The organism is Solibacillus sp. R5-41 (assembly GCF_002736105.1).
GTDB lineage: Bacteria > Bacillota > Bacilli > Bacillales_A > Planococcaceae > Solibacillus.
Genome location: NZ_CP024123.1, coordinates 768,346 through 780,722, shown reverse-complemented (window position 1 = coordinate 780,722; position 12,377 = coordinate 768,346). Strand labels below are relative to the sequence as shown.

15 protein-coding genes and 2 riboswitches are annotated in these 12,377 nt (G+C 36.5%); of the genes, 5 read left to right on the top strand and 10 right to left on the bottom strand.

Translation table 11 applies throughout. The annotated features are described in order from the left end of the window. Positions 1-79 precede the first annotated feature (79 nt). Positions 80-703, top strand: a complete 624-nt coding sequence (locus tag CSE16_RS03540) for a DUF2238 domain-containing protein (RefSeq protein WP_099422607.1) — start codon at positions 80-82, stop codon at positions 701-703. A 298-nt stretch (positions 704-1,001) separates the two neighbouring features. Here CSE16_RS03540 and aac(6') read toward each other — a convergent pair whose 3' ends face one another. The 5 genes from aac(6') to tenA form a co-directional block, all read right to left on the bottom strand. After that, the gene (aac(6'), locus tag CSE16_RS03535) at positions 1,002-1,439 is read right to left on the bottom strand and encodes an aminoglycoside 6'-N-acetyltransferase (RefSeq protein WP_099422606.1); all 438 of its coding nucleotides are present in this window, start codon (positions 1,437-1,439) and stop codon (positions 1,002-1,004) included. Positions 1,440-1,763: 324 nt separating this feature from the next. Next, entirely contained in the window at positions 1,764-2,408 is a 645-nt protein-coding gene (gene thiE / locus CSE16_RS03530) for a thiamine phosphate synthase (RefSeq protein ID WP_305849719.1), read from the bottom strand. Next, a complete protein-coding gene (gene thiD, locus CSE16_RS03525; protein ID WP_099422604.1) occupies positions 2,395-3,219 on the bottom strand; it encodes a bifunctional hydroxymethylpyrimidine kinase/phosphomethylpyrimidine kinase in 825 nt (274 codons plus the stop codon). Before thiD ends, thiE begins: the two co-directional genes overlap by 14 nt. Continuing rightward, positions 3,216-3,971: a hydroxyethylthiazole kinase gene (gene thiM / locus CSE16_RS03520; RefSeq protein WP_099422603.1), complete on the bottom strand. Its 756-nt coding sequence runs from the start codon at positions 3,969-3,971 to the stop codon at positions 3,216-3,218. Before thiM ends, thiD begins: the two co-directional genes overlap by 4 nt. Next, entirely contained in the window at positions 3,958-4,641 is a 684-nt protein-coding gene (gene tenA / locus CSE16_RS03515) for a thiaminase II (RefSeq protein WP_099422602.1), read from the bottom strand. The genes thiM and tenA overlap by 14 nt, the downstream gene beginning before the upstream one ends. A 64-nt stretch (positions 4,642-4,705) precedes the next feature. Further along, a riboswitch (TPP riboswitch) is annotated at positions 4,706-4,805 on the bottom strand. A 107-nt stretch (positions 4,806-4,912) separates the two neighbouring features. Then, a riboswitch (TPP riboswitch) is annotated at positions 4,913-5,012 on the bottom strand. A gap of 268 nt (positions 5,013-5,280) precedes the next feature. Here tenA and CSE16_RS03510 point away from each other — a divergent pair. After that, positions 5,281-6,450, top strand: a complete 1,170-nt coding sequence (locus CSE16_RS03510; protein ID WP_099422601.1) for an endonuclease Q family protein — start codon at positions 5,281-5,283, stop codon at positions 6,448-6,450. A 236-nt stretch (positions 6,451-6,686) separates the two neighbouring features. Here the strand turns inward: CSE16_RS03510 and CSE16_RS03505 are convergent, their stop codons facing one another. The 3 genes from CSE16_RS03505 to CSE16_RS03495 all read right to left on the bottom strand — a co-directional run bounded on the left by CSE16_RS03505 (position 6,687) and on the right by CSE16_RS03495 (position 8,502). Further along, complete coding sequence (locus tag CSE16_RS03505; RefSeq protein WP_099422600.1) at positions 6,687-7,712, bottom strand: VanW family protein; 1,026 nt, start codon at positions 7,710-7,712, stop codon at positions 6,687-6,689. Between the two features lie 322 nt (positions 7,713-8,034). Continuing rightward, a complete protein-coding gene (locus CSE16_RS03500) occupies positions 8,035-8,220 on the bottom strand; it encodes an aspartyl-phosphate phosphatase Spo0E family protein (RefSeq protein WP_253896162.1) in 186 nt (61 codons plus the stop codon). A gap of 93 nt (positions 8,221-8,313) precedes the next feature. After that, entirely contained in the window at positions 8,314-8,502 is a 189-nt protein-coding gene (locus CSE16_RS03495; protein ID WP_099422599.1) for a hypothetical protein, read from the bottom strand. A gap of 182 nt (positions 8,503-8,684) precedes the next feature. Here CSE16_RS03495 and CSE16_RS03490 point away from each other — a divergent pair, with 182 nt between their 5' ends. From CSE16_RS03490 to CSE16_RS03480, 3 genes are all read left to right on the top strand, one after another. Beyond that, positions 8,685-8,870: a YkvS family protein gene (locus CSE16_RS03490; RefSeq protein WP_099422598.1), complete on the top strand. Its 186-nt coding sequence runs from the start codon at positions 8,685-8,687 to the stop codon at positions 8,868-8,870. A gap of 91 nt (positions 8,871-8,961) precedes the next feature. Next, positions 8,962-9,573, top strand: coding sequence for a CPBP family intramembrane glutamic endopeptidase (locus CSE16_RS03485; RefSeq protein WP_099422597.1), 612 nt, complete (start codon positions 8,962-8,964; stop codon positions 9,571-9,573). A 60-nt stretch (positions 9,574-9,633) separates the two neighbouring features. Next, a complete protein-coding gene (locus CSE16_RS03480) occupies positions 9,634-10,332 on the top strand; it encodes a chemotaxis protein (RefSeq protein WP_099422596.1) in 699 nt (232 codons plus the stop codon). A gap of 32 nt (positions 10,333-10,364) precedes the next feature. Here the strand turns inward: CSE16_RS03480 and CSE16_RS03475 are convergent, their stop codons facing one another. After that, positions 10,365-10,811 (bottom strand): MarR family winged helix-turn-helix transcriptional regulator, encoded by a 447-nt coding sequence (locus CSE16_RS03475; protein WP_099422595.1) that lies wholly within the window; start codon positions 10,809-10,811, stop codon positions 10,365-10,367. 89 nt (positions 10,812-10,900) lie between these two features. Continuing rightward, entirely contained in the window at positions 10,901-12,355 is a 1,455-nt protein-coding gene (locus tag CSE16_RS03470) for an ATP-binding protein (protein WP_099422594.1), read from the bottom strand. Between the last annotated feature and the right edge of the window lie 22 nt (positions 12,356-12,377).

Sequence of the window (12,377 nt, the reverse complement as noted above, 5' to 3'; positions counted from 1 at the left end):
ATGCTTTCTATAAGCCCAAGATAAGCTGTATAAGCAATTCCTTCTCACCCCATACTGATTTAAAAAGAGGTGACTACATTTGAATTCAACAAAACAAAAAAATATCCATGTTTTGCTATTGATTATCGTCGTGATTGTTTTCATTTGGTCATTTATTAATCCTAAAGCCTATTTAGATTGGCTTGCAGAAGTAAGTCCAGCCGTATGTATAATTATTATTGTCATTGCAACTTATAATAAATTCAGATTCACTACTCTCTCCTATTGTATTATCGCTCTTTTGTCGATTTTCACCTTTATTGGTGGTCATTACACATATTCTGAAGTCCCTTTTTTTAACTGGATACAAGATGAATTTAATTTGAAAAGAAACAACTATGATCGGCTTGGTCATTTTCTAAAAGGTTTAGGCGCCATTGTCGTAAGAGAAGTATTAATCAGTTTTACCCCGTTAAAAAAAGGTGCGTGGCTATCTACTATTACAATCAGTTTCATGTTAGCGATAGCCGCGCTGTATGAAATTATAGAATGGCTAAGCACGAAAATTTCAAAAGGTAGCCAATCATCGAAAGACTTTTTAGGGATGCAAGGCGATAAATGGGATGCACAGTGGGATATGTTCTTAGCTTTTATCGGTTCGGTTTTGACTATCCTTATTTTCACAAAATTACATGATAAATTATTACGAAGGAAATCCAAATAAAAGCCTTTCAGCATATTTGCTACTCCATTAATACCTATTTAATTTCGAACATTTTCCGGAGCACTAAAAAAACAGGATGCAAGTAATTTATATGACAAACGGAGCCATATAGAAGTAGTTACCTTAGTACTCGGAATACGAGCATGAGCAGCAAATAAGCTGTAAAAAGCAAGTTTGCCATCACTTAGTATAATAACTTGAACGAAGATAAACTTTTTACGTTTTTTGAATACAAAAAAACTGTATAAAAGCAATAGTAGCTGCTTTTATACAGGATCGGTGAAATTTTGTGATTTCGTTAAATTAAAGTTTTAGTAAAACAAATAATCCGATTCGCTTCAATAAATCCTAGTCGTATGTGCATTGCTAGGCTTTCTTCATTATGTAGTTCACAGTCGCTAGCAAATTCTTTACAGCCTTGTGTTTTGGCCCATTGTTCACAAGTAGCGATTAATTCTCTTGCCACCCCTTTCTGACGATAAGCATCTTTCACATATACCCCTTCTAAATAACCGACCGGACTTGTTGCGGTACCTTCTACATAATCATGGCGTATTTGACACTGCGCAAAACCAATCTCTTCATGTTCAGAAAAAGCCAAGAAAATAACCGCATCCGGCTGTACAATTATATTTTTCATCTCATCAGCCAATGTGACAACCTCATTATCTGGCCATAACGCCATAGCAAGCTGAGCGACTGTTGTAATATCTTCTATAGTAGCTTTTTTTAACATACTATCTCCCCCAGTTTTAATTTGTCTTATTTCAACTCAATTTTATAGCCTAATATTTCGCTTTATTACTACAATAAAAATCATGTTGGTCTTATTCTAACAAAATAACTGGTACTTTGAAATATATGGAAACCCAATTAACAATTAATCAATTCTAATCAACAGACCTATTTAGATAACAAACGGCTAGTTAAATGTAGTGTCCTTCCAAAAAAGGAGCTTTTATTACTTACTAACCACAAAAAAACTAAGGAGCGTATTCCATTGACAAAGAGAATACGTTCCTTAGTTTGATAAAAATAACAATAAGCAATAGCAGATCCTTTAATTAAAGAATTGGCCAACTGGATTATCTTTTATTGCTTTCACCGTCGCATTTATGTCGTCGCTCTGACAAATAGCTGAAATAACTGCTACCCCGTCAGCTCCTGCCGCTCGGACTTCGTAAACATCCTTCGTTGTAATACCCCCAATTGCAACAATCGGATAGGATGGATATGCCTCTCTCGCTAGTGTTAAAAACGTAACACCTGCTGCATCTTTCGCATCGAGTTTAGAGGTCGTTTCAAAAATGGGTCCGATCCCGACATAATCTGCACCATCCTTTACAGCGAAATCCATTTCTTCCATCGAATGCACAGATACACCGATCCATTTGTTTGGAAAAGGCGTACGAATTTGTGCCAGCTCGGTATCATCTTGACCAATATGTATACCATCCGCATCAATTTCTAACGCCAATTCAACATGATCATTGATAATAAACGGTACATTGTATTGACGGCATAACTTCTGGCAGCTTTTGGCGAATTCCACGAGCGCTGTACCAGTTAATGCACCATCACCCTTTTCTCGCAGCTGAAACATCGTAATACCTGCTTGTAGTGCTTTCTCTAAAATAACGAGTGGGTCTCCGCTGCAATTGATCGTTCCCATAATAAAATATACATCTAATTCATGTCGTTTCAACAAGCTGTACCTCACCTTTCGATGATATTTGCTTATAGGCAAAATGATTGGTCGGTCCATTTCCATTTCCAATGTTCAAAGGATTTTCAATGGCGGCCTGAATAAATCGTTTCGCCTCAATAATTGCATCCCGCACAGCATAGCCTTTCCCTAAAAAAGCAGTTACTGCCGCAGAAAACGTACAACCAGTTCCATGTGTATGCCGTGTATGAATACGCTTACTACTTAAGGAAAATGTTGAGCCATCCTGGAAAAATACGGTATCTACCGCTTCCGTACCTTCTAAATGGCCCCCCTTCATTACAACGCATTGCACACCTTGTCGTAAAATTTGCTGTGCTGCCACTTGTATATCAGTTGGAGTTGTAATCGTCATTCCTGTAATGACTTCTGCCTCTGGAATATTAGGTGTCAGCACAGTTGCTAAAGGTAATAACTTTGTTTTGAGTGCTTCGACCGCTTCCCGCTGTAATAAACTAGCCCCGCCCTTTGCAATCATAACTGGATCAACGACAAGCTGTACGTCCATTTTCTGTAAAACTTCCGCAACCGTTTCAATAATGTCAGCTGAAAATAACATCCCCGTTTTTAGAGCGGTTACAGGCAAATCTGCAAATACAGCCTCCATTTGAGCTTGAATAAAACCAGGCGGCGTGGGAAAAATATTAGAGACTCCTATTGTATTTTGTGCAGTTAAAGCAGTAATAACAGTCGTCCCGTATACACCAAGCTCCTGAAAGGTTTTTAAATCTGCCTGTATACCTGCCCCACCACTACTATCCGAGCCTGCAATCGTCATCACAATATTCATAGCTGTTCCCTCAATGAATATTTTTCAAGGCCATTTAATACGCTCACTTGTACCGATCCCATATATTGCGCTTCACCACTAGCCTCTGCCGCTATTTGTTTATATTGCTGTAAAACTTGCTGTAAATTTGTTATTTTATCCCCTTCAACAGATAGTGCTGCACTACAAATGGCACTCAATAAACAGCCTGAACCAGTAATTTGAGTCATCCGTACATCGCCACCAGCAATTTGCTCCACTACATGACCATCCGTTACAATGTCTGTTTTTCCCGTTACAATAACCGTTGTATTCCATTTTTTTGCTACTTGCTTTGCAACTTCAACAGTATCCATGTCTCCTTCTCCACTGTCGACACCTTTGGATTCCCACTGCACACCAGCAATTGCGGCAAGTTCCCCTACATTACAACGGATTGCGTCAAAACGGATTTGCTCAAGCAATTGCTGAACGATTTTTTTTCGGAATTCGGTTGCACCAACCCCTACAGGATCAAGTAAAGTCGGAACATTTAATTCATTCGCTTTTTTTCCTGCAATCAACATCGCCTCAAATGTCCATGAATTTATTGTCCCGATATTAATTAACAATGCATCTGCCATTGCGACCATTTCCGCCACTTCATCCTTATCATCTGCCATGACAGGAGATGCCCCTATTGCTAGCAAGCCATTCGCTGTAAAATTTGCGACAACATAATTCGTTATACAGTGGACGAGCGGTTTCTTTTTATGAATATTATACATAGTCATATTGAGCAACCTCATTTTCCCAGTTTTCTAATGTCCAAGGCATTTCCCAAAACTTCCATTCGTAATAACAGCTTTTCACGAAATGTGCTTTGAAAATGGCGCTTTTTTCAGGCTGTTCCTTGACATAGCGGTCCATTATCGCTTTTTGTTTTTCAATTGTCGCTTTAAAATCGTCTGCACTATACATCGCAATCCAATCCTCATATAGCTTAACGCCCGGTTTTGCATCTTTATATTTTTCACCGATTTCCTGATATAACCACGGACATGGGAACATCGCTGCAAAAGCCTCTGCAACATCTCCATTATGTGCAGCATTATACATGTGGCTCACATAATTATAAGCAGCTGGGGCAGGCTCGAACGCTTTTAGCTCCTCTACGGATACAGCAAGTTCTGCAAACACAGTTCGGTGTAATTCAAGCTCTCCTTCGTTAATAGATTGTGCCATATCAAGATAATACGAAATGTCGTCATTATGCTCCGCTTTCGAAGCTGCAATCGCTAGCACTTTTGTGTAATGCTTTAAATAATACGCGTCTTGCATCATATAATATTTAAATTTTTCAATTGGTAGCGTGCCATCAACAAGCCCTTTCACAAATGGATGCTCAAAGCTTCCTTCCCAGTATAAATCCGTTTCTTTTCTTACCTCATCACAAAATGTCATCTTTCTTCCTCCTTGTGTTAGGCTTAAGAACAAAAAAAACGCTCCTAAATGCGTATAGCAAAGAAGCGTCCTACTCATTGCTCCCTACGCCAGTATTAACTGAACAGGTTCTAAGGGTCAGGTTTTAACCTTCTCAACGCCGATGCGTCCCCCCGCTAATAAAATATTTTCTTGGAAAAACAATTACTCCTGAGCTTTGGGCCAACACGAAAAAAACAAAAAACTCCCCTTAAAGGAGAGCTCATGTACAAAAAAAATGCGAAATGTGTTAATCGCTATGTACTTTGCTCCCTACGCCAGTATTAACTGAACAGGTTCCAAGGGTCAGGTTTCAACCTTCTCAACGCATACGCGTCCCCCTGCAAATATTTTAATTACCTTTATGCTACCATTCTTTCCATTGCATTATCAATAGAATTTTTTCAACTTCTGACAATGCGCAATACAATTCCAATATTTAATTGGGCAGACGGATAGCCATATAAATTCGTGCAGGTATGGGAATGGTAATTGTGAAATTGTCAAATTTCAGGTCTGGAAATCCTCATTTAGAATAACTAAAAAAACAGGAATTCTTCCATCGTATAACTAAAGTTTATTGACACATCCTTAAATTTAGAAAGGTGGCGATAAGTTAATTTGTTAAAAAACTATTATGCGGATTTGCATATTCACATTGGTCGCACATTGAATGGACGCGCAGTAAAAATTACGGGTAGTAAAACATTAACATTGACGAATATTTTACAAACAGCCAGCTCACAAAAGGGGCTCGATTTAATTGGAATTATCGACTGTCATTCACCGGGCGTATTAGAGGAAATGGCGCAATTGATAGCACAAGGTTCTCTTGTACCACTTGCTGACGGTGGACTGCGGTATGAAAATACAACACTTATTTTAGGCACTGAAATTGAAATTTACGATACGAATTGTCATGGTCCGATTCATGTGTTAGCATACTTCCCAACAATTACGGTTATGAAGGCTTTTTCAGATTGGATGAGTCAACATGTAAAAAATATACATCTCAGCTCGCAGCGTATTTATTGTGATGCAAAAACATTGCAGCAACAAGTAGCTGCACTCGGTGGTTTGTTCATCCCCGCACATGTGTTTACACCTTTTAAAAGCTTATATGGGAAAGGGGTGCGACAAAGCTTAACGGAAGTATTTGATCCGGCAATGATTGATGCGGTTGAACTTGGTCTTAGTTCCGATACCGAGATGGTCAGTAAAATAAAAGAACTTAAACATTATACATTTGTCACCAATTCTGACGCTCACTCCCTTGGTAAAATGGCGCGAGAATATCAAAAACTATATTTAGCAGATGCAAATTTCGTTGAGTTGTTAAAAGCATTGCACAATATTGATAATCGCTCTATAAGCGCTAATTATGGGTTACATCCTTTACTCGGAAAATATCATCAAACTGTTTGCGCTAAATGTGGCAGTCATGTACAGGATGAGGCGAAACTCTGTCTCAATTGTGGGAGTAAACAAATTATTAAAGGTGTGGCGAAACGCATACAGGAGCTGTCCTCCGATCATACGACAGAACGAAAAAGACCGCCCTACATCCATCAAGTACCATTAGATTTCATACCGGGTATCGGTCCAAAAATAATAGAAAAGTTACTCGCCGCATTTGGTACTGAGATGGACATACTACACCGAGTAACGGTTCTTCAATTGGCGACAGTTGTACCACAAAAAATTGCAGAAAGAATTGATTTAGCAAGAACGGGGCAGCTATATTTTGCAGTTGGTGGTGGCGGGGTTTATGGGAAGGTTCAATTTGATTAACCAAATAAAACCTTCCAGATTGCTTATTTAATATCAATTACGCCTCGGATAACTCTTGTTCAGATTTTTTTTGAGCTTGCTCAAAAAAATTCACTAAAAATATGTGACATCCGCAGGGGGCTTTGGGTCAACACGATGTTGGTCTCTCTGGCGCTGCCACAGGATGGGGCGCTTATTAGCTTAAGTTCCTCTATTCATCCCCACATATCGGAGTGGAGGAGCTCTGCTGAATCAAGTTATTGATTCTTTTTTAGCATCCCCATATAATCCTCTGATGTTCTTAATTCTACTGTGAGCGAGCCATTACGATAAATCGATTTTATTATAAAAGGGACACCGCTTATATTTTGAAAACGGTAATCCAATGTGCCATAGGAAACCGTTGCATCTCTTCCTTTTGGTACATAGCCTATATCTAATGAATGATGATGTCTTTCAAGCGTGGCAATATGCAGTTGATCAATCGCGTTAAATAGTGTCGAAGATGTTTGGCAAATCCCCCCACCAATGCCCATTACAAGCTTTTTATTAATAATTTCAGGTGCAGGTTGATAGCCATTTGCCTCATCTCTAGGACCTACATTCGAGTTAAACGAAAAATAATCTCCACTTCCGACAATAATGTTATGAATCGCATTTGCCGACAGCTCGATGTTTTTATTTCTCCCTGTATTAGAAGATTTAAAATAAGTTGTATACGAAGCGATAACTACATCATCTAAGCTTTCAATATTAGCGGCACTATAATTACTTTCGGTCACATATAAAGGTAATGCAATAGTGGCATTTTTACTAGATGCCGCCAAAATTTTTTCCACTAATTCACTTTCCTTTAAAATTACCATAGGACTGCCCTTTATAATTTTGCCGTCGTCCGCTTCTTTATCAAGCACCATTTTCTGATCATAGCCAGTAGTAGTTGACGAACCTCTCGCTAATTCCTTCACGATCTTTTCGATTTCATTGACGTAAACTGTAAAATCCTTTTCGTACCCGAGCTCAGTCGGCCTAATTGTTTTGATTACTGTGGACGTGTTTGGATCAAGTAATTTAATAACAACAGGCTGTACGACAACTGCTTCATTTTGACTCTTTTTTGGGCCCATATCCGTTTCATAATGAACAACTTTCTTTTTTAGTTCCTCACTCGTTTGCTCGAATTCATTGATTTTAGTGCGCTCTTCTTCCTTTTCTAAATAGCCAAAACACCCCACCAATATAACAGAGCAAAAAGTAATAAGTAGTATAAGGTTTTTTTTCATCCCGATTTACCTCTATCCACCTTAACAATGGTGTTATTTTAATTCACTTTGGCATTTTATGCAGATGAAGGTAAGCGTGTGTCATGTCTGCTATTAAGCTTAAGGTTATTATGGGCTTTATGGGTTGTTTTAATAAAAAAATCATGTACTTTCTTCTCCCAACCATATCATGCAAACATTTTCTTTTCACAAAAAAAGAGAGTAGCCGCGATTTACGCTACTACTCTAAAGGGGGAAATGAGAATGTTGCTGTGTTCATAATTAATATTCCCTACAATTTATTTTTTAAACATTTATTTTAATTTTTTGTGTAATTTATTATTTAATTTGATTGTCTAAAAGAATTAGGTGTATTTTCATGTTGTTGTTGCTCTTCAAATGCATTAATTAGACGGTCGACTTGTTTACTTAAATTAATGGTTTCTATACTTTGCAGCCCATTTTCAATGCCTGATTTTATCATTAACTGCCGCTTAGCTTCGAGTGCTATTAATATCGCGTCGTCCAATTTCCTACCCCCTATCTGATTAATTACTCTATACAATTATACTTCCTTTTCATTGCTCATTCAAAAAATTCATTTTTCTTTTTTCGACATTTTTTATGCTCTAGGCTCTTTCAAAAACGTATAAATAACGTCGCCACCTTGTTTCGCTTCTCCACGAAATTGTTTAAATTGTTCATCCTTTATTAGTTGTTCACGAAATTGTAAATAATGCGATTTTTTAATATGAATAGTTTCAACTTCTCCATTGCGAAGTTGATCCACCATTTTTTTTAAGTCATCCATAAAAATTACCTCACTTTGATTAATTACTTAATTTGTATCCATCACATCAATATATCAAACAATACAATAAAAATTAAAACAAAATTGCAACCAAATTATGAAAATATTAAAAAAAAGCCTTTACGAAAGCACATTTTTGTAGCAAACTGTTAATTATTAGTCGATGAAGGAGCTGACTGCTAATGAGAATTGCTGAAGTTGGAAATATTATCGAGTTTAAAGATGGTCTTAAAGGAATTGTAGAAAAAGTGAATGAAAACTCTGTAATAGTCGATATTACAATGATGGAGAACTTCCATGATTTAGAAATGGAAGGTAAAACAGTTGTAAATCATAAACGTTATAAGATTTTAAATGTTCAAGATTAAAAAATGAAGATAAAAAATACCCTTTTTAGCATCGATAAGATGCTAAAAGGGTATTTTTTTGATACGATAGTTTAAGGAGGTCATGTTCAAAATGAAAAATCATAAACAAACAATTTTACTCCTTCTGGCTCTGGTTTTTATTTTCAGTATGATGTTTTACACTTTTCATGAAAAAGCAATTTTTTGGTATTTATATACCTTTACGCTACTAGTTGGGATTGCTCTTTCTTTAGTTGCAAGTAAATTTGAAGATCGACTACCGACATGGCAATATTTACTGTTTGGTATTGGATATGGCACAATCATTTATGGCATAGTGAAATTAGGCGCTCTACTATTACCTTTCATAAATGCCGATTTCTCAACTGAAATCGCAAAATTTTTAGAGGTTTACGGTCCTAAAAATATTTATCATTATCTTATGTTGATTTTCATTATTGCAACGGGAGAAGAAATGTTTTGGAGAGGCTATGTACAGCAACAGTTAAAACGATTTACCTCACCTATGTGGGCCGTCTTCGTTACAACGCTTTTGTTTTCATTATCATTAGCAATTAGCGGATTTATCCCTGGTGCAATGGCAGCAATGGTTGGGGGGTTAATCTGGGGGACATTATATGAATGGAAAAAAAGCTTACCATTAATAATTGTCTCACACGTCGTGTTTGTTTTATTATTATTTTTAGTTTTACCGTTAACTTAATAAGACAAGTGAAGCAATTAATGCAGACTAACCAATCAAACTACTGAAGGAGGAATTACGATGAAAAAAGGCATGACTATTTTTTGTTCTGTAATTATATTATCTATGCTACTTGTAGCGTGTAATACAGATACGAAGGAAGTTCCAGAAACATCGGCACCAATTCCCGATCAACAACCAAATACAACAAATACCGAAGAAAAATATGATGATTCTCAAACAACTACTGCACAGCAACCAACAAGTACGCCAGAAGATACGCAACCAGAAGTGTCACCAGATGAAACGACAAATTCAACTATTACTTATACATCTAATGGACAAAAAGTTGAGCAAGAAGTGCAAACTTCTTCAAGTGAGCAATCCGGCTACAGCATTCAACACTTAGATAGTTACGCGTTAGTTGCTGAAGAACCTGGTAAAGATTCGCTTTATTTTAAAGAGGATGATGCTTTATCGATGGGGATTGAAGTCGTAAACAAAACGGAAGCTTCTTTTGAGGATGTAAAAACAAGTGCCATGGATACAATAGCGGCAATCGCTCCAGAAGGAAAATATAATGAGCTTGATTTAACAAAGACATTAAAAAATCAAAAAGGGATACTTCACTCTGTGGGCTATGAAACCATTCTAGAAGCTGACAAAGTGACAATCGTTGTATTCGAACATGAAAGCAAATTAATCAAACTGACAATTTATGACACACCAGAAGCAGATTTAACCGATGCATTTTTACAAATGGGCTTAACAATACATTAGTTCAAAAAGGGATGGTGTAAAACCATCCCTTTTTAATATGATAAGTCTTTTATTGATAAGCCTAGCTTTTTGAGTAGCTCGATTGCTGTTGCCTTTTCATCACTCGATAAGGCACTTAATAATTCATGCAATTTTTGTTCATGCTCTGGAAATAATTCACCCATAAAAGCAGCCCCTGCCTCTGTTATCTCTGCATATGTCACACGACGATCACTCGGGCACGAAATACGAGCTAAATAACCACGTTTCTCTAATTTATCCACTACATATGTGATGGACCCACTCGCTAATAAAATTTTATTACCAATTTGTTGAAGTGGTTGACGTCCTTTATGATAAAGTAGTTCCAGCACGGCAAACTCCGTGGGATTTACACCATGTTTTTGAATAAACTGATTAGTTGATTCATTGATTGCTTTATGAACTCTTGAAAGCACGATAAATAGCTTTAAGGACTGTTTAATTTCATCTGATGCCATAAATAATCTTCCTCGATTTCTAATATAGTATGCTTATTATAGCTATGAAATGAAACCTTTGTCAAAACACCTTTTTATATAAAATCAGCTTACGAAGTTTTCTCCATTGAATCATTAAACTGATTAAATAAACTGATGTTATCTATAAAGTTGTTGTCAGAAAGTTCAAAATCAACAATAAATATTGTCCCTTTGCCCTCTTCACTTTCAACAGAGACCTTCCCTCTATGCTCATCCACCACTGATTGCACAAGTAACAGACCTAATCCTGTTCCTTTTTCCTTTGTTGTATAAAAAGGGTCAAAAATATTTTCAAGCATCGTTTTACTCATCCCGTGCCCCTGGTCTGAAACGGAGAGCTGGATGCAATCCTTTGATTTGTAACCAAGATACACTCGAACATACCCACCTATATCTACAGATTCAAGCGCATTTTTCACTAAATTAATCATCATTTGCTTGAGGCGATTTTCATTTCCGTATATAATAGGTTCTCCGATATCATCGTATTCACATTCAATAATTGTATTGGATAGAATCGCTTTCGGTTGCAAAATATCAATGACTTCATGCATAATATTTTTCAAATTCACATAGGCTAAATCGAATTTTTTAGGCTTGGAGAAATCTAATAAATCCTTTAATAAGTCGTCCATCCGTTGTAATTCAGATTCGACAATATTGAAATACTCATGATTTTTTTCATCAGAGTATACTTTTATCATTTGTAAGAAACCTTGAATCGACGTCATAGGATTGCGTATTTCATGTGCAATTGTTGCAACATTTTGTCCTACAATCGTCAACGTTTTTTGATGCTCGACCTGTTCTAAGAGCATAATTCTCTCACTTTGGTCTGTAATGGTAGTAAGTAAAATACCTAACACTTCATCCATTTTACTTTCGAAATGGATGTACCGAATGCGTCCATTTGAATCACACTTTTTAACAATAATCTCAGCCGTTTCTTTTTTAGATAATTTATCATAATAATTAAAAATTAAGTGCGATTCGTAACTACAATCTTCAAATAAACAATCATGACTTCTATTTTCAATTTGTCGAAGGTCGCGTTTTAGAAGCTCTAGAGCCATATCATTGGCTATGGCAATTTTGCCATTTAAACTTGTTAATAATACCCCGTTCGAAATACAATTAATCAGATGTTGTAACTTATCAAAATTGTTAATTTCCTTAAGTTCTGTTTTCATTACATGACATAATGTAAATCTTCCAAAAATAAGCTGCTTGTCATTAATGAAATAACCGACTAATTCTATTGTCACTTCTCTTTTTTCTTGATTAATGATTGTAATAACACAAGTTGCTTTTGAATTATGCTGTAAATTTTCGATAAATTGAGCCCATTCTGTCATTGATTCATCTGTTAGTTGTAAATAGCTTGATATAGCACTCGATATCTGAAGAGCTTCTACAGCTTTCGTATTCATGAACTCTATTTTCCTAGAACGATTTAAAACAACAACTAATTCATCCACTTGCTGAAATAATTCCTCTAACAATTGATCAAAATGAGTTTTCACGTCTCAAATTACCTCCACAATT